Here is a 20,981-nt window from a genome sequence, read left to right as displayed (position 1 = left end):
TCACCAGGGATTCTGGCCGTCGCCGAGCGAGCGCTTTTTCCCCGTCGTCGTGGCCGTCGGCGCGGCCGCATTGAACGGATCCCCATCGCCGAGCTTCCGCTTGGCGCGGGTGCTCGTCGCGGCGGGGGCGGGCGACGGCGGCGGGGTGGGGGTCGCCGCCGGTTCTTCGGGCGGATCGTCGCTCGCCGTCGTATGGCTTGCTTGCGCCGCGTCGCTCTTCGGCTCCAGCACGAGCTCGAGCTTCGCGTCCTTGTCGAAGGTGACGATCTGCGCGGCCGATCGATGATCCCGCGCCTCCGCGTGGACACGGTGGCTGGCTCCATCCGCGGGGAATTTGCCGGTGAAGGGGTTCGTCGGCAGGTGCGCGCCGTCGAGAAAGAGCTCCGCTTGCGCCGGGATGGCGCGCACTTTGATCTCCACCATCGCCGTCCCCTCGGGCGTGTTCGTCGGGGAGGCGGCAGCCGTTGCGACAGGCGCGGCCGACGGGGCCGGCCGCGGGGCCGATTCTGTTTGCGTGGCCTCGGCCGACGACGGCGCGGCATTCGGGCCGGGCGTCCCCGATTTCAGGTAGACGAAGGCGCCCATCGCCGCGGCGAGGACGATCGCGGCGCCAAGGATCATGCTCCCTCGGTTCGACGCCGGGGCCGCTGCGACCTGCATCGTCGCTTCGTGCCCCTGCGATGGCAGGGCCCCGGGGGGCATGCTGTTCGTGCCTGGGATGTGCGCGTTCGATCCCGTCAGGCTCTTCGGATTCGAGCCCGAGCCGTTCAAGCTGTGGCGCCCGGAGCCTCCGAGGTTCGGGATGCTCAGCGAATCGGGCGCCGCGTCGGGCGGGCCCGCGACGTCCGGGATCGCCAGCCGCTCCCCCGATTGTTGCGCCTTCAGCTTGCTGATCTGCTGGTCGATCACCTTGCGGATGTCGGCCCGTTTGTCCCCGAACGCGGTCGTCACGTAGCGGCCCACGTCCTCGCTCGACGCGCGGAGCCGAGCCTGCTCCAGATACGCGAGGATGTCCGCGCGCATCTCGGCCGCCGTGGCGTACCGCTCGGCCGGATCCCGGGCCATCGCTTTGGCGCAGATCCGATCGATCTCCTCGGGCGCGTTTGGATTCACGTCGAGCACGCGGGGGTACTCTCCCGTCGCGAGCCTGTGGAGCACCTCGATGTCCGAGGCCTTGTCCCAGAGCTTGCGGCCCGCGGCGATTTCCCAAAGAACGATGCCGAGCACGAAGATGTCGGCGCGCCGATCGAGCGGCTTGCAACGCGCCTGCTCGGGCGCCATGTAGGCGACTTTGCCCTTGACGATGCCGGTGCGTGTCTCCCCCGAGCGCACGTCGGATTTCGCAATGCCGAAGTCGAGGATCTTCGTGTGCCCGTCGTACGTCACGAGGACGTTGTGCGGGCTCGCGTCGCGATGGACGATGTGGAGGGGCGTGCCGTCGTAGTCGGTGAGCTCGTGCGCGTAATGCAGCCCTGCGAGCGCGTCCGCCACGATACGGAACAAAAGCCCGGGCGGCGGCGGGTCTTTTTTCGCGCGGCTGATGATGCGGTTGAACGGCTGGCCTTCGAGGTACTCCATGGCCATGAAGTATTCCCCGTCGGACTCGCTCACCTCGTACGTCTGGACGACGTTCGGGTGGCTCAGCCGCGCCGCGAGGCGGGCCTCGTCGAGGAACATCTCGACGTGATCGGGATCCTCGACGTAATCGCGCCGGAGCCGCTTCACGACCTGCAGCTTGTTGAATCCGGCCGGGCCGGGGACGACCGCGAGGTACACGTCCGCCATTCCGCCGTGACCGAGGCTCGCGATGAACCTGTACTTGCCTAGGCTCGAATCGCCGTCGTGATGGGGCAGGGGCGGGGCAGCAGACACGGCTCACATGATCCGCTCCTTCCCCTGACGAAGCAAGGACGATTCCGTGGCGCGTGTTTTTCTCGGCGCCCGTTCACCAACAACCGTAATGAACCTCGCGTGTCACACAATCGTAACGAGACCGTCGGCAACCTGAAACGCGCGTATGCGTCACGCAATCGTGACAGGCTCCACGTCACGCCGAAACGGAGACACGTCACCCTCGCGCGCGCTCGTTCCGAGCGGGACGAACCAAGCGAGGTGCTGCGAATGAAACGAAAGATCGCTGGAGCCGGGCCGCGTCATCTCCTCACGCTCGCGAGCGCCGGTGCGCTGCTCGCCGCAGCGCTCGGGGCTTGTGGGAGCGACGGGAAGAACGGCGCGGAGGGTCGAGACGGCGTCGACGGGCAGGACGGGACGCAAGGGCCGCAAGGGGAGCCGGGGTCGCAAGGGCCGCAAGGAGAGCCCGGCGCGCCCGGGGAGCCGGGGTCGCAAGGGCCGCAAGGAGAGCCCGGCGCGCCCGGAGAGCCAGGGTCCCAAGGGCCTTCCGGGGAGGCGGGCATCAAGTGGCCCGATCCTTCGCGGCCGCTCTCGGGAATGATCGCGCTCTCGTTCCTGGATGATCTCGGGACGGGCGCGGCGGATCTCGGAGCGTACGTGCGGACGCGCGTGGATCAGGTCGCGAAGGGCGCGTTGCCGCCCGGCGTGCAGTTCCCGCTGGCCAATGTGGCGACCGACAGCGTGCGCGCGATCGCGGGCCTCTCGGGGAACGTGGTCGTGGCCTGGCTCGATCCGCTCACGTTCGATCAGATCCACGCGGCGCCGCGGTTTGGCGCGAACAATGATTACGTCGCGTTCTTCGGGGACGGCTGGAGCGACGTCGCCGGCGCGGCGCCGCAATGGAACGGCAGCGGGGCCTCCGGCTGGATGTGGGTCAACCACGAATACATCTCGAACAACGCCCCGACGGCGACGACGGCGCCGGTGGGGCAACACCTCACGCTCGCGACGTACCTCCGATCGATGGATGTGCTCGTGAACGACGTCACCTCGAACGAATGGTCGGAGGCGAGCCGCGCGACCTACGTGCAGGAGTCGAAGCGGCAAAACGGCGGTTCGTGGTTCCACGTGGTGCAGGATCCGGCGTCCGGCGAATGGGAGGTCGATCGCGGGGCGAAGGCCGTGCGGTACGATTCGACGAGCCGCACGCTCCTGCACCTCACGGGCATCAAGACGGCGGCGGAGGATCACGACGATCAGGGCAATGCATTGCCGCCCGGCGTCGTCAGCGGCATCATGGGGGATTGCTCCGGAGGACAAACGCCCTGGGGCACGGTGATCACGGCGGAGGAGAACGTCCAGGATTATTACGGCGACCTCGAGTCCTTCTGGACCAGCGAGCAGAAGCTCGTCCTCGGGGCCGGCGCCGATCCCGGCGGGCCGATCACGTTCGACACGAAGGTGAGCCCGACGAGCGAATATGGACTGTCCCCGGATCCGCTGACGCACCACGCGCGGGATCTGTATGGGTACCTCGTGGAGATCGATCCGGGGCAGCCGGAAGGCGAATACGAGGGGAAGACCACGAAAGGCGTGGGGCACAAGAAGATCGGCGCGATGGGCCGGGCTCGATGGGAGAACGCGACGTTCGCGGTCGACGCGCAGTGGAAGCTCGCGCCGAACCAGCGCATCGTCGTTTACGCCGGGGATGATCGGCGGAGCGGCCGCATTTTCAAGTGGGTCTCGAAGAACCCGTTCGCGGCCGGGATGACGAAGGCGGACGCGCGCGCGCTGCTCGACGAGGGGTCGCTTTACGTCGCGCATTTCGCGGGCCTCGACAACACGACCGGCGTGACGATGCTCGCCACGGGGCAGGCGCCGACGGAGGCGCAGCCGGGGACGGGGCAATGGATTCACCTCAGCACCACGAGCACGATGGTCGCGCCGAACGCGGCCGCGCTCGGCGAGCCCGGCAAGACGGTGGGCGCCGCGCTGATGGATATGGACTTCAATGGCCTCGGCGGCTTCCTGAGCGACGACGACGTGCGCCGCGCGCTCTTCACGGCCTGCGCGAAGGTCGGCATCATGGAGCTGAACCGCCCCGAGGACGTCGAGTACAACCCGAGAGATCCGAGCGGCACGCCCCGGCTTTACGTGGCGTTCACGAACCACGGCCGCAAGACGCAGCTCGATCAGCAAGGCAAGCTCATTGCTCCCGCCGAGCACGACGTGACGTCGCCGAAGCGCCCCGACGCGGTCGGAAACATCTTCGCGTTCCAGGAAGCCAATGCGGCCGATCCGGGCGCGTCGATGTCCTTCACGTTTTTCCGTACATGGGCAGGGACGAAGGCCGCGGGGCCGTACGACGCGGCCAACCCCGACAACCTCGTCATCGATCGGGACGGCGGCGTCTGGTTCGGCACGGATGGGAACTTCGGCACGAACAAGACGTCCGACGCCGTTTATTTCCTCGACCTCGATCCGGCGCACGCGGCGGGGCAACCCGGGATCGTCTCGGCGACGTTCGGCAAGGCGTTCCGCGTCCTCGCCGTGCCGAGTGACGCGGAGGCCACCGGCCCGGCGCTCGGGCCGGACATGCGTACGCTCTTCGTGAGCGTGCAACATCCCGGCGAGAGCGTGTGGAGCGTCTGGCCGAACGGAGGTTGAGCCCATGAAGAGGACGCACGAAGTTCGCCCGGGATCGTGGCTCGCCGCAGCGCTTGCGTTTTCCCTCGTGGCGGCTTCGTGCGGCCGCCGCGAGGAGCGCGGCGCCGAGGCCGGATACGACCCGCTCGCGCGCGCCCGCGAAGCCGCGGGGCGCGTGAACAACCCCGAGGCCTCGGTGCCGCCGCTTTGTTATACCAAGACGAACGGCTCCTCGAATCCATGCTGGGTCTGCCATACGAGCGCCCACGGCCCGAACACGCGATCGGATTGGGATCTCCAGGTGGAGTATTCGTTCTCCGAGACCGCCCTGAAGAACCATTACGAGAATCTGTTCGTCGACCGAAGGGCCGACATGGCGGCCCTCTCGGACGAGGAGATCCTCCGGTACGTCCGTGAGGACAACTATGGCCCGCTCCGGCGCGCGCTCGCCGGGGCGCCAGGGTTCGAGGGGTACGTGCCGGATCTCGACCTCGAACGTGGCTTCGACGAACAGGGATTCGCGAAGGACGGGAGCGGGTATCGCGCTGTGCGGTACAAGCCTTTTCCCGGCGCATTCTGGCCGACGAATGGGAGCTCCGACGACGTCTTCCTCCGCTTGCCCGAGGCCTTCCGCAAGGACACGCAGGGCGCCGCGTCCCGCGCGATCTACACGCTCAACCTGTCGCTACTCGAAGCCGCGATCACGTCCGATCCCGATGCCCCGCCGGATCGGATCGATCGCAGGATCGAGCCCGTCGACGAGCGCCTGCTCGGGTTCGATCTCGACGGCGACGGGACCTTCGCGCCGGGCGTCACGCGCGTGCGGCGTTTGCCGAAGACCTACGCCGGGGGCGCGTCGAGCGTCCCCCTCGAGCGTGGGCTTTACCCACGCGGCGTCGAGTTTCTGCATTCGGTCCGTTACCTGGATCCCGACGTGCCCGGGTTCGCCGCGCGGCGGATGAAGGAGCTACGATATGCGCGGAAGGTGCTCTCCCTCGATCGATGGGCGCTCCTGCGGGCGCAGGAGAAAGAGCTGGACGAAAAGGACGAGGGGCTCCTGCCGGTGTACACGGGATCGGCGATGAGCGGGCTGCGGAATGCCTTTGGCTGGCAGCTCCAGGGGTTCATCGAGGACGAAGCCGGGCGGCTGCGGCTCTCGACGGACGAGGAGCATCGCTTTTGCATGGGCTGCCATTCGAGCCTGGGCGTGACGGTCGATCAAACGTTCTCGTTCGCCCGCAAGGTGCCCGGTGAAGCGGGGTGGCGCATGCAAGACATTCGAGACATGCCCGACGTCCCGCAGCTTGGCCACACGGAGCCCGAGGTGCTCGTGTACCTCCGGCGCGTCGGCGGCGGCGACGAACTCCGGGCAAACGATGAAATGACGGCGCGATTTTTCGCGGGCGGCGCGCTCGCCGAGGCCGAGGTGCGGCGCGCGGCGCCCGGCGGCGATCGGGATCTCGCGTTCCTCCTCTTCCCGTCCCGCGCGCGGGCGCTCGCCCTCGACAAGGCGTATCGCGTGCTGGTGCGCGGGCAGCGCTTCGATCTCGGCCGAGATGCGCTGCCCACGCCCGCCGTGAACGTGCATGCCACCATCACGAACGGGTCGACGGGGCTCGAAGCGGCGAATCGGGTGTACAGGGACGGCCGATTGCGGCTCGATTGGGGGGCGACGGCCACGAGCGCGAGGTAGGACCGCGGCAAACCCCGTGCAAGAGGGCATCGCTTCCCCGGCGCTTGCCCTTTCGCCTTTCGGAGGAGCTGACGCGTGAGGGGGTGGAGTTGCACGATGCCGCCGGGGATCTAGAGTCCTCGGTGTCGAGAGGAGGATCCATGATTGGTGGCATCAAGCGTGTGCAGGTGAGGGCGGGTTCGGAGGCCGATTTCGAGGCGGCACACCGAGCCTTGGCGGCGCAGGTGAAAGCCCATGAGCCGGGCACGCTCAGCTACGAGCTGTTCAGGGATGGCGCCCCGGGGCGTTACGTGGTCCTCGATTGTTATCGAGACGGCGAGGCCCTGGCCGCCCACAACGTCTCTCCTCACGGAGCGATCTGGTTTCCTCGGATGCGGGCGATGCTCGAGCGGATCGACGTCAGTTATTTCCCGGGCCATGCGCCGGGCGATGCGCAGTACACCGCGCTTTCCTTGACGCGCGCGCCGTGGGAGAAGGCGTTCCGTCTGGCCGCGGACCTTCGCCTCCTGCCTCGCTGGGCCACGCGTTTCTGTCAGGAGCTCCGCGAGGAGGGAGAGACGTTTGTCGTGCGCTCTCCGCAGGGAGACGTGCGGCTCCGCTACGAGGCAGACGCCGCCGCGCGCGTGATCTGGCATTGCATAGACGCAGGCGGCGGAGAGCTGCGTATGCCCATGCGCGTGTTGCCGCACGGCCCCGGGAGTCTACTTTTGTTCACCATCCAGCAGCCGGCCGGGTGCTCCGACGCGGCCTTCCACGAGCAGATCGGATGGGTGGATCAGGAGATCGGTCAGCTCCGGGAGCTGGTCGAGGCTCCATAACGTCCTGGAACGGACGGACGATGCACGGGCCGCGCTTGCGCCGGTTTGTCTGGGACTGTGTTATCCCGCAGGAGGCGGTCCGAACCAGGTGGTGAGCGCGTCCGCGAGCCCCACCTGGGTTTGGTCTCCCACCCAGGCCACATATCCGTCGGGCCGAATCAAAACGGAGGTGGGAGCCGGGACCGCCCCGATGGCCGGAAGCTCCCACGTGCCCGCGTATTGGGCGTCGAAGACCTGAACGCGTTCCGCCCATGGAGGGAGCTCGAAGCCGCCGGGCTCCCCGAGGTTGAGGAGCACCGGCCGGGCCTCGTGCAGCAGGGTGAAGACCCGCCGCGGGCCGTCGGCGGTGACCAGGTCGAGATCGGGCATGCGGCGTCCGAGCAGCGGGTGCCCCTCGCCGAGGTCGTAATGAACGTCCAGGCCAGACATCTCCGCGGCGAGTCGTCTGCGAGGCTCGGCCATGCTGAGGAGCGTGGACACGTAGTCGCCCAAGGCCTTCGTGCGGTCGTCCGTTCGACGAAGCGCGACCTGCGCCATGGTGGCGCGTAATGCGCGGGCAGCGACCGGGTGGCGCTCGGCGTGATAGGTATCGAGCAGGCTTTCTGGGGAGGTCCGCTTGACCACCTGGGCGAGCTTCCATCCCAGGTTCACCGCGTCCTGCACGCCGATGTTGAGGCCCTGTCCGCCCACCGGGGGATGCACGTGCGCGGCGTCGCCGGCCAGCAGGACGCGTTTGTCGCGGTATGCGGCCGCCTGACGCGTCATATCGGTGAACCGCGAGATCCAGGTGGGACTGTGGATCCCATAGTCGGTCCCGTAGACGGCGATCAGCGCTTCACGGACATCACGCAGGGTCGGTTCGCTGGCGGGTCCTACCTGCGCTTCGGTCAGCACGGCCCGCATCCGCCGCCCATCCTCCAGCTTGCCGAGCCCATGGGTACCAAGGGCGTCGTGGCGGAAGCCCCATGCCGGCTCCTCGGACACCTCGACCTCGGCAATCAACCAGCTCGTCGTCGGATCCCAGCCGGGGAACGTGATGCCGGCTGCTTTGCGGATCAGACTGCGTCCTCCGTCGCACCCGACGAGATATTCTCCTCGCAGCGAGGTGCCGTCGGACAGCTCGACGTCGACGCCGGTGTCGTCCTGCGCGAACCCCGTCACTTCACGGCCGCGATGGATCGGCACGGAAAGCTCGTCGACCCAGCCGGCCAGGATGCGCTCGATGTGGTTCTGCCACAGCCCGAGCACGTAGTTGTGTCGGGAGGGAACGTCGCTGATGTCCAGAGGAACGTGGAAGTGCACGACCGGATGCACCTGTCCCTGCGAGAGGAACCGGTCGGCGATGCCGCGCTGATCGAGGATCTCGATCGTGCGTGCGTGCAGACCACCCGCGCGCGAGCCGACGAGGTCCTGGCTCGCGCGCCGCTCGACAATGGCAACGTCGACGCCCGCCAACGAAAGCTCGCCCGCCAACATCAGCCCTGTCGGACCTCCTCCGGCGATCACCACCGCATGCTCCGTCATTGCCACCCTCCAATCGACAGGGCGCCGGTCGCGACCGGCGCATCCCACTGCTCGACGTCCCCGCGTGACCGATAGGTCGACGACAACACCTGCATGTCGCTCCTCCCATTCCTGAAGGTTCTGGCCTCGGCCAGAGGTCTGGCCTCGGTCTGCGACTCTACGGTACGACCTGGGTCTTGCTGCAAGCCCACCGATGCGTTATACGCTGGGCGTGGCAATGAGGGGGGACTCTCCTTGCACGTGTCCGTTTGGACGGACAAACCCTTCGTGAAGCGGCGGCACGGCGCGCGGCAGGGCGGTCCGCGTCGGTCCGGAGGTGTTCTCGTCCACAGCCTGCCAGCTTCGGTGCGCTCGCGACGGTGATGCCACGGGCTGCTGGGGCGCCCGCGCGTGTCGTTCGTCGCACCGAACAAAAAACGCAAAAGCGCCCCTCCCTCTCCGTCTCTAGGGCGAGCGCCGGCGGCCCGACGGTCCCGGCGACACCGTGGAGGAGAACAGGGATGCGCAAGCTCGTGGTTGTCATGGCGCTGCTGGCGGTGGCCGGCTGCAATTCGAACAAGGGCGAGGATGCTGCCGGCAAGCCGGCCGGCTCGGGCGCGGCGGCGAAGGGCGCGGCCGAGGCGCCGAAGGGGGGCGAGGCCAAGGGCGAGCTCGCGGACGTGGAGCTCGCCTCGATGCCCCTCAAGATCAAGGTTCGGCCGGGCGGCATGGGCGCCATGGACATGAGCCTCGACGAGCAGCACAAGAGCGCCACCGTGGACATCGGCGACGGGGCCTCGCTCAACGTCAGCGAGGCCAAGGAAGACTTCGCGGCCCTGAAGAAGGGCTTCGAGGGCGACACCGCGCTTTTTCCCTTCAAGAAGTGGGCGAAGGAGGGCCCGAACATGGCCATCGTCCAGTTCGAGAACGCGGGCAAGACGGGGTACATCGGCTTCGTGCTGAAGGAGATCGGCGGCAAGAAGTACGTCTGCAAGACGACCGGCTTGGACGGGGTTCCTTCGGTCGAGGTCGCGGAGAAGAACCTCAAGCCCTGCGAGACCCTTGCGGCCAAGTGAGGCGGCCGCGGCCCGGAAGGGCGCGACGCTCACAGAAGGCGGGTAGCGAGGAGGGCGGCCGTGTCGTCCGAAAGGGTCGACGCGGCCGCGACCGAGCAGGCTGGGAATGCGCGGAGCCGCATCTTTCAAGGAGCATCGAATGTCATTCGAAGGGTTGTGTGCTGTTCTCGGAGGTCTCCTGCTCGCCACCGCCGCCGGGTGCGCGGCGGGCCATGCGGGCCAAGATCCGTCGGGTGGTGGCTCGGATAGCGCTGGCGGGGCCGGCGGGGCCGGCGGCGGCGGTCAAGGGGGCGGCGGCAGCGGCGGCGGCGGCGGATCTCCGGGCCATGCGCTGCCGCCGCTGCCGCTTCACACCGAGGGGCGCTGGATCCTCGACGCCTCCGGGGAGCGATTCAAGTTCGCCGCGGTGAACTGGTACGGCGCCGAGGAGATGGACTACGTGCCCGCCGGCCTCGAGATCGCGGAGATCGGCGCCATCGCCGCGCGCATTCGCGCGCTCGGCTTCAACGCCGTCCGGCTCCCGTGGTCGAACGAAATGGTCGATCTGAACCCGGTCGTCGGCGACGCGGTCGTCAGCGCCAACCCGAAGCTCAAGGGCAAGACCGCGCTCGAGGTGTTCGACGCCGTGATCGACGCGCTCGCGTACGAAGGGCTCGTCGTCCTCCTCGACAACCACGTGAGCGAGGCCGACTGGTGCTGCAGCGATACCGATCAAAATGGCCTCTGGTACACATCGAAATACCCGGAGGCCACGTGGCTGAAGCACTGGGAGGCCCTCGCGAAGCGCTACGCGACGCAGCCGGCGGTCGTCGCGGCGGATCTTCGGAATGAGCCGCGGCCGGTGCTCGAAGCCGGCTGCCAGGCCTGCACGCAGTGCCCCTGCGGGAGCTGCGGATGCGTGACGCCCGTGTGGGGCGGGGGCGATCCCGCCACCGACTGGCACGGGGCGGCCACCCGCGGGGGAAACGCCGTGCTGAAGGAGAACCCGAACCTGCTCATCGTCGTGGAGGGGCTCAACTATGCGTCCGACCTCGGGGGGCCGTATACGTTGCCCGTCACGCTCGACGTCCCGGGTCGGGTCGTCTACTCGGCGCACGACTATGCCTGGTTTCACACGGGGCTCAGCGATTATCAAGAGCTCAAGACGGAGCTCGGCAACAAGTGGGGTTATATCCTCACGCAGGGGCAGCCCTTCACCGCGCCCGTGCTCGTCGGCGAGTTCGGCACCTGCCACAACGCGGCCACGTGCGTGAGCGACGCGACGGGGCAAGGGTTCTGGTTCTCGGCGCTCCGAACGTATTTGAGTGAGGCGGACATCGACTGGGCGTATTGGTCGGTGAACGGGACGCAGGCGCGCGGGACCGGCCGGGTCTTCGGCGCGGAGGAGACCTACGGGATCCTGGACACGAAATGGGAGGCTCCGGCGTCGGAGCCGCTGCTCTCGTCGCTGCAAGCGCTCCAGGCGGTGACGCAGAAGCCGTAGCTGCGGCAGCGAGCGACCTCCTCGACACGTCGAGGGGAGGCGATGGGACCGGCTGATTCACTCGACGAGCTCGAGCACCACCTCGGCGCCGAGCCGAATCCGGTCGGCCGGCCAGAGCTGGCAGCGATGCGCCTCGGCGTGCTCATTGACGAAGGTCATCTCGTGCGTCGCGAGGGGCGTGATGTGGATGCCGAGGCCGTTCACGTCGATACGCGCGTGCGCATCCTCCACGCTGCGGTGCCGGTCGTCGAGGAAGATGCCGGCGCCGGCCCCGGAGCCGAGGACGTGGCTGCCTTCGGGGAGCAAGTATCTGCGGCCCATGAATGGGCCCGGCGAGAGGACCACGAGGGAGAGCGGCTCCTTCATGCGCCCATCGACGTCGCTCGTGAACTGGGCGAGCGTGTAGGGCCCCGCGGGATTCGAGGGGAGGTCGTCCTCGGCCGCGAGGTCGGGCAGGGGAGCGAGCAGATCGAGCACGCCGTCGCGCAGCTCGTCGACGAGATACCCGAGCGATAGAATGCGCAGGAGCAGGAGGTGGGGATCGCTGGGATCGGCCTCGCCCCGTGGCGTCGTTTGGCTCCACACGTCGTACTGGAGGAGCTGCCAGGCGACGAGCGAACGAACACCGGCCGGCAACGCGGCGTCCGTTGCGAGGAGCTGGACGGCGTCCGGGATCGATTCGAGATGCGGGATCCTTCTCCCGCGTGGGATACGCCACGGGATCACGGACCATCGAATTGCCTGGACGACGCCCGGCCCACCCGACGCGAGCTCGGCGGCGCGGACGGCGAGCGCCTCGGCGGTCTCCGCACCCGAGGGATCGCTGGTCAATGCGAGCGTGAGCGCAAGGTCGGGCCCCTCCGCCTCCTCGATTCCAGCGCCCGGCGCGATCCCCACGTCCATCGCGGCGCGGCGGGCGAACCTCCGGGGCTGCGCACGAGCCATGTTGAAGAGCGGGAATCGACAGCGCAGATCACGCGTCGTCAAATTCCGCCAGAGGGTTTGTTCGGCGTTCTCTGCGAGGACGTCGATTCGCCATCGTCGCATGGCGCGGAGGACTTCGTGGAGGCGGGGGCGCGGCGGGCAAAGGAGGTTCGCCACGACATCCGCCAAGGAAGGCTCGGGCGGGCGAAACGGGCGCGCCACGCGTTCGCGCGTGGTCTGCGGTGTGAGGATCTCCAGCGAGACGGGCGCCTCGACGGCCGGGTGCGGGCTGTACCGAAAGACACGACGGACGCTTCCGGCGAATTCGATGGGATCCCCGTGCTGGAGCAGCGCCGGCGCGGCCCCGCGGACGAGGCGCCGACCGCATGACGCGACGGCACTCGGCTCGTCGAGCGCTTCGACGGCATATCCGCGCGGCCCCGTCGTGAAGCGGGCGTTCTCGCCATGGATGCAGACGAGGAGCTCGCTCCCCGCGTAGGCCCCGAGGCGGCTCTTGAAGTCGGGGTCGTCGAGGAGCTCCGCGGGCGGCACGGGGGTGAATGCGCCTTGCCAAACCGCACGATCGTCGAGGTGGTAGGCGACCCGCAGGACGAATTCGCCGGCGTGCAGGGCGGCGCCGTGGGGGACGTGGCCCGCGCGGGCGCCGCGGGCATCGGAGACCTCGACGAAAAAACCGTCCGCGTCGGGCTCGATCACGAGCTCGAAGGGTTCGGTCGAAGAGACGTCGTCGCCGCGGAGAACCGTACGTCCGAGGATGGGCACGATGAACCCGTCCCGGGGGCCTCCCTGGACCATGACAAAGGCGGGCGGCCGTCCGAGTGGAAATGCCCGCGGGAGCCAGGGCGCGACACCCGGGCAGTCGATGAAGCCCTCCTCGTCTCTGTCGACCGTCGTCCATTGCACGACGATCCCGAGGCGCGGCTGGACGAGCCACGTGATCTCGGACGCGTCGTCGCCGACGCGCACCCATGCATTGCCAAACGGCGCGGCCGTCGCCGCGACGGGCGGGCGGTCGAGGAACGCCCCGACGAAGGGCTCGCGAGGCTCGCCGTTTCGCCCGTCCACGGTGAGGAGGGGTTTTTCGCCGAGGCGCAGCGAATACCCCAAGGGCCCGTCCGCGTCGAGCTCGCGCACGGCGACGAGCTCTGTTCCATCGGGCAGACCGGCGATGATCGAATCGGTGGGCACGTATCCCCTCGCCGCCATCCAACACATTCTACGCGCGGAGGTCAACAGCGAGGGCGCCCGGGAGCGTCTCGCGTATACTTCGCGCATGAACACCTCCCAGCGCCCTGACGAAGATCTCGAGATCCGCCACCGCACCGTCGACGTCGGCGAAGTACGCCTGCACATCGCCGAGGCCGGCAGCGGCCCGCTCGTCGTCCTCCTGCATGGGTTTCCCGAGTTCTGGTACGCGTGGCGGCGTATCCTCCCGGCGCTCGCGCGCGAGGGGTTTCACGTGGTCGTCCCGGACATGCGCGGGTATGGATCGTCGGACAAGCCGGAGGGGATCGAGCCGTACGGCACCCAGCACCTCGCCGCCGATATCGCGGGGCTCGTGCGGGCGCTCGGCGCGCCGCGGGCCTCGGTCGTGGGGCACGATTGGGGCGCCGCCGTCGCGTGGTGTTTCGCCATGGCCCATCCGGAGCTTCTGGAGCGGCTCGTCGTGATCAATGGCCCGCACCCCGTGCGGATGCTGCGCGACGGGTGGCGCTCGCCGCGGCAGCTCGCGCGGAGCTGGTACATGTTCCTGTTCCAGCTCCCCGATGTCCCCGAGTACGTCATGAGCCGGGACAACCACGCCCCGCTGATGAAGGCGCTCCGCGAGGAGGTGCGCGGGCCGAACGCGCTCGACGCCGCGGAGCTCGAGCTCTATCGCGAGGCGTTCGCCGCGCCCGGCGCGCTCACGGCCATGATCAACTATTATCGCGCCGCCCTTCGACGGAAGAGCCAGGTCCCCGCGCGCCGTGTCGACGCGCCGGTGCTCGTGCTCTGGGGCGACGAGGACCGCCACCTCGGCCGCGAGCTCGCCGATCCGGGGGCCGATCTCGCGCCGGACGTGCGTATCGTGCATTTTCCCGGCGCGACCCACTGGATTCACCACGAGCGCCCCGCGTTCGTGACGTCCGAGATCACCGCATTTCTTCGGCAAAAGGGCGCGTGATCTCCCGCCGGCTGCTCGAACCGCCTAGCGGCCGAGGGGTAACGTCACCGTAAACGCGGCGCCCTCCCCCGGCGCGCTGTGGACGCAGATCGTCCCACCAAACGCCTGCACGATCGCGCGGACGATGTGGAGCCCGAGCCCGAGGCCGCCATAACTGCGCTCCGAGACGGCCCGCTCGAAGCGCCCGAAGATACGCTCGTGATCCTCGGCGCGGATGCCGATGCCCTGGTCCCGCACCGTGAAGACGGCGGATTCGGCGGCGACGCAGACCTCCATACGAATCGGCTTTCCCGGACCGTATTTCAGCGCATTCGAGAGGAGGTTGTCCACGACCTGCTCGATGCGGAGCCTGTCCCAGAGGCCGACCACCGGGGCCGCGGCGTCGACGAGGAGCGGCGCGTGCACCCGCGCGGCGTCGGGCGCGAAGCGCTGGCACACGTCGCGTACGACCTCGACGAGATCCACCTCCTCCCGCTCCACGGAGAGCTTGCCCGCCTGGATGCGCGTCGCGTCGAGCAGGTCCGTCGTCAGATCCGTGAGGCGCCTCATTTGCCGCTTGGCCACGTCGAGCACGCTCTTGACCGTGCGCACGTAGGGCGTGTCGGGCTGCGCCGCGGTCGCGCGCTCGAGGGATTCGAGCCGCAGGAGCAGCGGGGTGAGGGGCGTCTTGAGCTCGTGGGAGGCGATCGAGAGGAAATCGTCGCGGGCGTGCACCGCGTCCCGCAAAAGGGCGACGAGGCGCGTATTCTCGTAGAGCGGCCAGGTGATGCCCGCGACCTCTCGGAAGAGCTTGACCTCGTCGTCCGTCCATCGACGTGGCATCGACGTATAGGCGGAGAGGTACGCGACCCACTCTCCATTCCGGAAGAGCGGCGCCATGAGGAGGGACGCGACGCCGTACTTGCTATGAATACGCTCGTGATCGGCGCTCATCCGCGGATCGGTGCGCGTGTCGTGGACGACGATGACCTGCCCCTCGCGCATCTCGACGAGGGTCCCGCCCCATACGTCGAGGGGGAACCGCTCCGCGTCATGGGGCCTTCTCCCATACTCGTATTCGCGGACGTGTACGGCCTCCCGTGCCGCGAGATCCACCAGCACGAGGCCCGCGCCGCGCGCGCCGAGCCGCTCGCCGAGGCGCGTCACCGCGAGCCCCGCGAGCCCCGCCGGATCCTCGTGATGCAAAAGCTCGGATTGAAGCGCGAGCAAAAACTCCCGGCGCTCCTCGAATCGCTTCTTTTCGGTGATGTCCGTGGAGATGCCCGCCACGAAGGAGGGCGCGCCATCGGGGCTCGGGAGAGGGAATTTGATGGAGAGGTACGTGTGGAGGCCGTCGGGCAGGACCAGGCTCTCCTCGACCTCCACGGGCAGCCCGTGCTCGCGCACGATCGCGTCGTGGGCGTGGAAGACGGCGGCCGTCTCTCGCGGGAGCACGTCGCGCTCGAAGGCGCCGAGCAGCTCCTCCCGGGGTTTTCCATAGGCGAGCTCGACGGTTCGATTGACGAGGACCAATCGGCCCTCCGCGTCCTTGATGTAGATGGCAGCGGGCGCATGATCCGCGATGGCCTGGAGCTGCGCCTGGTGCTGCCGGAGGGCCTCGGCGAAGGCCCGGGCCCGGTCGCGCTCGGCGGTCACCTGCGCCCGCGCCGCCACGAGCACGGCGCGCTCCACGCGATCTTCCTCGATACGCGCCACGACCCCGGCCGCGAGGTAGGCGAGGACGTGGAAGGCGACGAGCGTGAGGAGCACGAAGACGGAAAAGGAAAACGTGAGGCTGTAGAGCTCCGCGTAATTGCCGAGGCGCAGGAGGACGGCCAGCCCGAGCGGCAGGACCGTGGCCACGAGGAGGAGCCTGCGGAGCAGGACGCCGCTCGATCCGCCGCGCAAGAGGGCGGCCAGAATGCCCCGCTCGGGCGTGAGCGCGAAGCACGAGAGGCCGATGAGCAGCGTCGCGATGGCGCTGGGAACGGCCATGCCGATCATGCGGGTGACGCCGAGGAGGACCCGGGCGCCGTGCACCTGCCCCACGAGTGAAAGGAGCGCGAGCAATCCGCCGATCGCCGCGCACGGGGTCGTGAAGGCCCGCGCGCGCCGCGAGCCCCTGGACACCGAGAGGCACGCGAGCGCCGTGAAGCTCGCGACGACGGCCGTGTACAGCGACATCCGGCCGGGGAAGGGGGCGGGCATGGCGTGCGCTGCGCCTTCGAAGAGGAGGCGGTCGAAGAGGACCTTGCCGGTCGCATATTCGACGAGCGTCGAGAGCGTGATGAAAAAAGAGGCGGCCGCGAGCGCGCTGGCCGGCAAGGAGCTGGAAGCGTTTTTCCTTTGCCGGGCCGCGCTCACGGAGAGCACGGCGAGCGCCTGGAGGATGAGCGCCACGGCGGTGACGGGCATCATGGGTTGATGACGGGGCAGCCAGGTGCGGAGCCTGGGGTCGTCGAGCGCCCAGCCGGCGAGCGCGCCGATGGACACGATCACGACCGCGACGCTGAGAACCACGGCGAGGCGAGCGGCCGAACGAGATATCGAAGCACAATCCAACGTGGCCTCCGGAGGACCACGCGGGTCCACAGGAGGAGCTCGGTCGAGCTCGGATGACATAAAGCCTAATTTACAAACCATCAACGCAGAATGTCAGAGCAATCGCCACGCCCCAGGGCGTAACACGCAGGAGCGCTGAGGACGTGCGTACGGTTCCGTCCTGCTCGTCCGCGTGTTCTTCGGTTGATCCCGAGAGCGAGGGCTCGTTTGGCGGGGGATGCGCGCGGCAGGCGCGGGGCGACCGTCAGGGCGCGCCGAAGAGCGCCTTCATGACGTCGGGGAAACGGCGGTTCCAGGAGATCTCGTCGTGGGCGCCGATCGGGTCCTCGTACCAGAAGAGCTCCTTGCCCTCGACGTACCCATACGACTGTTTCAGGAGCGCCACCATTTCGACCCCGCGCTTGGTGGCTGCCGCCTCGATCGCCTCGTTGTGGAAGCCGCCCGTGCGGAGGAGGCCCCAGTCGATCCAGAGCCGCGGCCGGATCGCCGGGGCGCCGAGCGTGTTCGCGAGGGTCGTCACGAGCACCGAGCTTTCGAGCGGGCCGCCCGGGAAGTTTCCGCCGAAGACCGGGTCGAGCCCCGCCCAGAACGAGGGCGAGAGGCAGCCGGCCTTGCCGAACCGATCCGGGCGACGGTTCGCCATATAAAACGACGCGAGCCCGCCCCGCGAGGAGCCGAGGATGGCCGTGTTCGCCGGCTCGGGTTTCGTGCGGTAATACGTGTCGATGAAGCTCTTCACGTCGTCCGCGACATACGCCGTGTATTTGGGCAGATCGCAGCAGGGCTTGCCGTCGCCCATGTCGACGTGGCTGTACTCGCGCTCCCGCTCGATCGGGTGGAGGGCGACGACGATCACCGGGGGGATCGCCTTTTCGGCGTAGAGCTCGGAGAGGCGCTGATCGACGTCCCAGGTGATGTTCCCGGGCCCGCCGGGCCAGAACGTCGTGTGTCCGTCGTTCATGTACACGACGGGATACCGTGCGTCGGTCTCGGCGTACGCGCGGGGCAGGTAGACGTGCACCTTGCGCGGGGCAAACCCCGCGGGGCCGAGCGTGAGCGCGTCGTAGGTGTGAAAATAGCCCGAAGGCTGGGCCTCGTCGTGCTCCCAGCCATTCTGTCCGCCGAGCGTGAAGGGGGTCGTCGGCAGCGGGACGATCGGACCCCCGCCGCCACTGCCGCTGCCGCTGCCGCTGCCGCCCCCGCCTCCGCCGCCGCTTCCGCTTCCGCTGCCGTTTCCGCTTCCGCTTCCGCTTCCGCTTCCGCTTCCGCTACCGCTTCCGCTTCCGCTCGATGCGGCGTGGCTCGCCGTGGGGTCTTCGGTATCTGCGGCGGGCGTGCAGGCGAGCAGCCACGCGAGGGTGGCGAGGGGGAGGATGGCGCGGGGGTTCATGGGGCGGGGCTCATTTCTTCGCGGCTTTCATCACCTCGCCGATCTTCTTGCCGAGCTCGTCGAGTTGCTTCTTGTACTCGTCCATCTGCGCCTGGTGCTTGTCGGCGCTTGCCTTGGCGGCGTCTTCCTTGGCCTTGTCCTTGGCCGCGACCGCCTCCTCGCCTTCCTTCGTCGCGGCCTCTTTTTGCAGCCGCTCGTGCTCCATCAGCTTGCCGATCACGATCCGTTTGTTCACGTACGTGCCGGAGTCGGCGGGGTCGACCGCGATCGCCTTGTCGTACCACTCCGCCGCCTTCTTCAGGTGCTCCTCGACGGGCGGGGCCTTCATGTCGCGGGCGCCGCCCTTGCGCGCGGCGAGCTCGCCCATCCACTTGAGGGACCCGAGGTCGTTCGGGTTCAGCTTGATGGCCTCGACGAAGTTCTTCTCTGCCTTGTCCGTCTCGTTCTTGGACATGTAGATGCCGGCGAGGTTCGCGTAGACCTCGGCCTTCTTCGCCGCGTCGGGCTTGAAGTCGAGCGTCTTCAGGATCGCCTCCTCGGCCGCGGCCATGTCGCCGGCTTCCTTGTGGCTGAAGGCCTTTTTCTCCCAAACCTTCTCCTGCTTGGGATCGGCCGCGAGCGACTTGCCGTACTCCTCGGCCGCCTTCGTGAAATCGCTGGCGGCGAGCAGCTCGTCCCCCTTCTTCAGGTGCTCCTGGGCCGGCCCCTTCGGCCCCTCGTCACACGCCGGAGCCCCGGCAAGCAGGAGCGCCCCGACGAACCACAGGATCTTGGTACGAATCTTCATGCGTGACCCCTCAGGGCGAACGAATGCCCCACCTCGTTCGCTACACCTCACGCGCCCCGCCCACAAGAGGTTTTTCGCAAGGATCCTCAAAGCGGGCGGTCGACCATTTCGACCCAGCGCGTCGCGCGCGTCTCGCCGTGCTCCCGCGCCGCCACGAATTCCGTCCGCGCGCCGGTCGCGTCGCCCTGGAACAGGCGCACCATCCCCGATACCCAGCGCTGCTCGGCGGTCTTCTTGCCGCTGCCCAGGAGCCACGAAGGTCCCCACTCGGGCGCGTTCTCCCAGAAACCCGCGGCCGTGATCGCGGGGTCCCTCTCCCAGACCTCGACGCGCGGCAGGTCCTTCCAGATCGCATGGCAAAGGATCTGGAAGCCCATGAAAGGGAGAAAATCGTCCTTGCCGCGGAGCGCGTGGAGCTGCTTTCCGAATGCGGCGTCGAGTCCCTTTTTGCGGCCCGCGAGGATCGATACCTCCGAGACGCAGAGGTTCTCCGGCAAGAATTCGTTCACGTACGCGAGCATGCGCGGAGCGTCCTCGCGGCTCATGACGAAACGCGCGACGCCGACGAGCGGCATCAGGCGCGCCGGGTGCGGCAGGGCCCGATCCACGCGGCGCGCGACTTCGAGGATCTGCTCGGCCATCGCGTACTGCACGAACTCGAGCACGTAGCCGCCGTAGCCCTCGTCGAGGAAGATGCCCGCGTCCGGATACCGCGAGACGGCCGTGATTTCGCCCGCCGCCCCGGTCTCCGCGACGACGGCCTTGGCGAGCGCGATGCAGTCGAAGACGCGGTTCTCCTCGGTCTCGGGCATCCACGCCCAGAACTCGGGCTTTACGTAGGAGCTGCCGACCCCCGCGGCCGCCGCGAGATTCGTCAGGTTGTTGTCCTGCTCGCCCGTGGCGTACTTGTAGGAAAAGCCATCCGTTCCGCTGATGTAACGGCCCATCGCGTGCTCCTCGTTCGGGGTGCAACGAATATCGAGGGGGGCGCGCGGCGTCAAGGTGCCGCCCTTGGGCCGGAGGGATGCCTTGACAGGTTACAAGTGGCCTCTGTAGGGTGTCCCCCGACACGCTTCTATCATCTGGAGGGACGAGAGAATGTTACCGACGGTAGGATCTGACACGCTGAAGACGGCCTGGTACGCGGCGGAGGTCGGGGGACGGACGCTCGGCGTGGCGGCGATGGAAACCCTCGTTCCGGATGCGAAGCGTCGCGCGGCGCTCGAGGAATCGGGGAACAAGGTCGTGGCGGCGGTCAAGCAGCTCGTGGGGGCCTACGTCGCGCGGGTCGTGTTCGAATATGTCGACCAGCGCGTGGAGCTCGGCAGGGGACGTGGGGTCGACCGTGGCTTCGACGCGGTCATCGCGGTTTCGTCGGAGACGATTCGCACCTCGCTCCCGGATCGGAGCACCTCCAATCCCGAATACCGCGCCATCTTCCCGCACGGCACGGAGGAATACACCTCGCCGACGGTGAAGGAAGACGAGGATCTCGGGGCCGATCTCCGCAAAGTGGTCCACGACTCCACGCTTTCGGTGAAGGCGGACGTGCTCGTGTTGCTCGACAAGGTCCTGCCGATCGTCGGTCCGGTCGCGTCGGCGGTGCGGGAGGGGGACAAGCACGTGAATGCGCTTTTCCAGACGGAGCTCGGCGCGCGCAAGCTCGTCATTGATACGTTGTGGGAGGAGCGAAAGACCGTCGAGAATGCGCTCGGGCGCGGCGGGCGTGGTCTTGCTCGGTTCATCTATTTCGATTTCAGGAAGGGCCGCGACAATGATGCCGCGGAGGAGCCGGCGGGGGCGGCGGAGCCAGACGCGACCGCGAAGACCTGACCGACCTGCGGGGTTGCGCGTCGACGAGGACACGAACCGAGCGTCGATCGTGTCCTTATGGGTCGACAAGGGCGCGAGGGGCGTCGGAATCCTGCGCTGGTCCACTGACGAGCACGCGGAGGGGGGTCCGATCCCGTCCTTGTCAGCTCACAAGCCCGCGCAGGGAGCCCGGTTTGTGTCCTGGAGAGGATGCCAACACACATCAGGAGCGCGGATCGCGTCCTTGGGGACGGACAAGGGCGCGGGGGGAG

Annotated in this window: 14 protein-coding genes; 7 read left to right on the top strand and 7 right to left on the bottom strand. The window is 68.3% G+C overall.

The genetic code is table 11. The annotated features are described in order from the left end of the window. On the bottom strand, positions 1-1,872 hold the full coding sequence (locus E8A74_RS26640) for a serine/threonine protein kinase (protein ID WP_136931890.1): 1,872 nt from the start codon (positions 1,870-1,872) through the stop codon (positions 1-3). Positions 1,873-2,121: 249 nt separating this feature from the next. Here E8A74_RS26640 and E8A74_RS26635 point away from each other — a divergent pair, with 249 nt between their 5' ends. The 3 genes from E8A74_RS26635 (at position 2,122) to E8A74_RS26625 (ending at position 7,008) form a co-directional block, all read left to right on the top strand. Next, a complete protein-coding gene (locus E8A74_RS26635) occupies positions 2,122-4,518 on the top strand; it encodes an alkaline phosphatase PhoX (RefSeq protein ID WP_211365454.1) in 2,397 nt (798 codons plus the stop codon). Positions 4,519-4,522: 4 nt separating this feature from the next. Beyond that, on the top strand, positions 4,523-6,190 hold the full coding sequence (locus E8A74_RS26630) for a hypothetical protein (RefSeq protein ID WP_136931888.1): 1,668 nt from the start codon (positions 4,523-4,525) through the stop codon (positions 6,188-6,190). Between the two features lie 140 nt (positions 6,191-6,330). Continuing rightward, positions 6,331-7,008: a putative quinol monooxygenase gene (locus E8A74_RS26625; protein ID WP_136931887.1), complete on the top strand. Its 678-nt coding sequence runs from the start codon at positions 6,331-6,333 to the stop codon at positions 7,006-7,008. 60 nt (positions 7,009-7,068) lie between these two features. Here the strand turns inward: E8A74_RS26625 and E8A74_RS26620 are convergent, their stop codons facing one another. Further along, positions 7,069-8,532 (bottom strand): FAD-dependent monooxygenase, encoded by a 1,464-nt coding sequence (locus E8A74_RS26620; RefSeq protein WP_136931886.1) that lies wholly within the window; start codon positions 8,530-8,532, stop codon positions 7,069-7,071. Positions 8,533-9,032: 500 nt separating this feature from the next. Between E8A74_RS26620 and E8A74_RS26615 the strand changes: the two genes are divergently transcribed. Together E8A74_RS26615 and E8A74_RS26610 are read left to right on the top strand one after the other, a co-directional pair. After that, positions 9,033-9,587, top strand: coding sequence for a hypothetical protein (locus tag E8A74_RS26615; RefSeq protein ID WP_136931885.1), 555 nt, complete (start codon positions 9,033-9,035; stop codon positions 9,585-9,587). Between the two features lie 139 nt (positions 9,588-9,726). Next, complete coding sequence (locus E8A74_RS26610) at positions 9,727-11,070, top strand: glycoside hydrolase family 5 protein (protein ID WP_170229386.1); 1,344 nt, start codon at positions 9,727-9,729, stop codon at positions 11,068-11,070. Positions 11,071-11,127: 57 nt separating this feature from the next. On the opposite strand, the gene E8A74_RS26605 is transcribed toward E8A74_RS26610, so the two are convergent. Next, complete coding sequence (locus tag E8A74_RS26605; RefSeq protein ID WP_136931884.1) at positions 11,128-13,221, bottom strand: FHA domain-containing protein; 2,094 nt, start codon at positions 13,219-13,221, stop codon at positions 11,128-11,130. 67 nt (positions 13,222-13,288) lie between these two features. Here E8A74_RS26605 and E8A74_RS26600 point away from each other — a divergent pair, with 67 nt between their 5' ends. After that, positions 13,289-14,179, top strand: coding sequence for an alpha/beta fold hydrolase (locus E8A74_RS26600; RefSeq protein ID WP_136931883.1), 891 nt, complete (start codon positions 13,289-13,291; stop codon positions 14,177-14,179). Positions 14,180-14,203: 24 nt separating this feature from the next. Here the strand turns inward: E8A74_RS26600 and E8A74_RS26595 are convergent, their stop codons facing one another. From E8A74_RS26595 to E8A74_RS26580, 4 genes are all read right to left on the bottom strand, one after another. After that, positions 14,204-16,678 (bottom strand): PAS domain-containing sensor histidine kinase, encoded by a 2,475-nt coding sequence (locus tag E8A74_RS26595; protein ID WP_136931882.1) that lies wholly within the window; start codon positions 16,676-16,678, stop codon positions 14,204-14,206. Positions 16,679-16,964: 286 nt separating this feature from the next. Continuing rightward, positions 16,965-18,110, bottom strand: a complete 1,146-nt coding sequence (locus E8A74_RS26590) for an alpha/beta hydrolase (RefSeq protein ID WP_211365453.1) — start codon at positions 18,108-18,110, stop codon at positions 16,965-16,967. 10 nt (positions 18,111-18,120) lie between these two features. Next, on the bottom strand, positions 18,121-18,897 hold the full coding sequence (locus E8A74_RS26585; protein ID WP_136931881.1) for a tetratricopeptide repeat protein: 777 nt from the start codon (positions 18,895-18,897) through the stop codon (positions 18,121-18,123). An 86-nt stretch (positions 18,898-18,983) separates the two neighbouring features. Continuing rightward, positions 18,984-19,844, bottom strand: coding sequence for a hypothetical protein (locus tag E8A74_RS26580; RefSeq protein ID WP_136931880.1), 861 nt, complete (start codon positions 19,842-19,844; stop codon positions 18,984-18,986). Positions 19,845-19,995: 151 nt separating this feature from the next. On the opposite strand from E8A74_RS26580, the gene E8A74_RS26575 reads away from it, so the two are divergent. Next, on the top strand, positions 19,996-20,730 hold the full coding sequence (locus E8A74_RS26575; RefSeq protein ID WP_136931879.1) for a hypothetical protein: 735 nt from the start codon (positions 19,996-19,998) through the stop codon (positions 20,728-20,730). Positions 20,731-20,981: the final 251 nt, after the last annotated feature.

This window comes from Polyangium fumosum (assembly GCF_005144585.1).
GTDB classification, from domain to species: Bacteria; Myxococcota_A; Polyangia; order Polyangiales; family Polyangiaceae; genus Polyangium; species Polyangium fumosum.
This window is presented reverse-complemented; position numbering and strand designations above follow the sequence as displayed.

What these genes read in the sequence shown, in the direction of transcription:
- E8A74_RS26635 (WP_211365454.1), top strand. Translation starts at nt 2,122, where the DNA reads ATGAAACGAAAGATCGCTGGAGCCGGGCCGCGTCATCTCCTCACGCTC.
- E8A74_RS26630 (WP_136931888.1), top strand. Translation starts at nt 4,523, where the DNA reads ATGAAGAGGACGCACGAAGTTCGCCCGGGATCGTGGCTCGCCGCAGCG.
- E8A74_RS26625 (WP_136931887.1), top strand. Translation starts at nt 6,331, where the DNA reads ATGATTGGTGGCATCAAGCGTGTGCAGGTGAGGGCGGGTTCGGAGGCC.
- E8A74_RS26620 (WP_136931886.1), bottom strand. Translation starts at nt 8,532, where the DNA reads ATGACGGAGCATGCGGTGGTGATCGCCGGAGGAGGTCCGACAGGGCTG.
- E8A74_RS26615 (WP_136931885.1), top strand. Translation starts at nt 9,033, where the DNA reads ATGCGCAAGCTCGTGGTTGTCATGGCGCTGCTGGCGGTGGCCGGCTGC.
- E8A74_RS26610 (WP_170229386.1), top strand. Translation starts at nt 9,727, where the DNA reads ATGTCATTCGAAGGGTTGTGTGCTGTTCTCGGAGGTCTCCTGCTCGCC.
- E8A74_RS26605 (WP_136931884.1), bottom strand. Translation starts at nt 13,221, where the DNA reads ATGGCGGCGAGGGGATACGTGCCCACCGATTCGATCATCGCCGGTCTG.
- E8A74_RS26600 (WP_136931883.1), top strand. Translation starts at nt 13,289, where the DNA reads ATGAACACCTCCCAGCGCCCTGACGAAGATCTCGAGATCCGCCACCGC.
- E8A74_RS26590 (WP_211365453.1), bottom strand. Translation starts at nt 18,110, where the DNA reads ATGAACCCCCGCGCCATCCTCCCCCTCGCCACCCTCGCGTGGCTGCTC.
- E8A74_RS26585 (WP_136931881.1), bottom strand. Translation starts at nt 18,897, where the DNA reads ATGAAGATTCGTACCAAGATCCTGTGGTTCGTCGGGGCGCTCCTGCTT.
- E8A74_RS26580 (WP_136931880.1), bottom strand. Translation starts at nt 19,844, where the DNA reads ATGGGCCGTTACATCAGCGGAACGGATGGCTTTTCCTACAAGTACGCC.
- E8A74_RS26575 (WP_136931879.1), top strand. Translation starts at nt 19,996, where the DNA reads ATGTTACCGACGGTAGGATCTGACACGCTGAAGACGGCCTGGTACGCG.